The organism is Pseudomonas sp. RA_35y_Pfl2_P32, assembly GCF_963970735.1.
In the GTDB taxonomy this organism is placed as follows: domain Bacteria; phylum Pseudomonadota; class Gammaproteobacteria; order Pseudomonadales; family Pseudomonadaceae; genus Aquipseudomonas.
The window spans coordinates 1-269 of sequence record NZ_CAXAQF010000424.1; the positions used below are offsets into that span (position 1 = coordinate 1).

Sequence of the window (269 nt, forward strand, 5' to 3'; positions counted from 1 at the left end):
TATGGCCTATCCCACGTTTACCTGTGCGTACGAAAAAGACCATAACCCACCGCTGGATGCGGAGGCTGAACGCTGGTTTCAACAGGCCCGCGCGCTCGAGAAAGTTCGAGGGGTTAAAAACTGGCGAAGCATCGTCGGGCTTTACGAGAAAGCCATCGCTAAAGATCATTGGAAGGCGATGCACAACCTGGCGGGGCTCTATCGCACGGGCTGGCCCGGACAGCCTGGTGTTGAAAAAGATATCAGCAAGATGCTCGACCTCTACGAGC

General features: G+C 55.4%; 1 pseudogene. It reads left to right on the forward strand.

Annotation, left to right across the window (positions count from 1 at the left end):
- Position 1 precedes the first annotated feature (1 nt).
- Positions 2–269: pseudogene (locus AACY45_RS29005) on the forward strand (tetratricopeptide repeat protein); the annotation flags it as partial.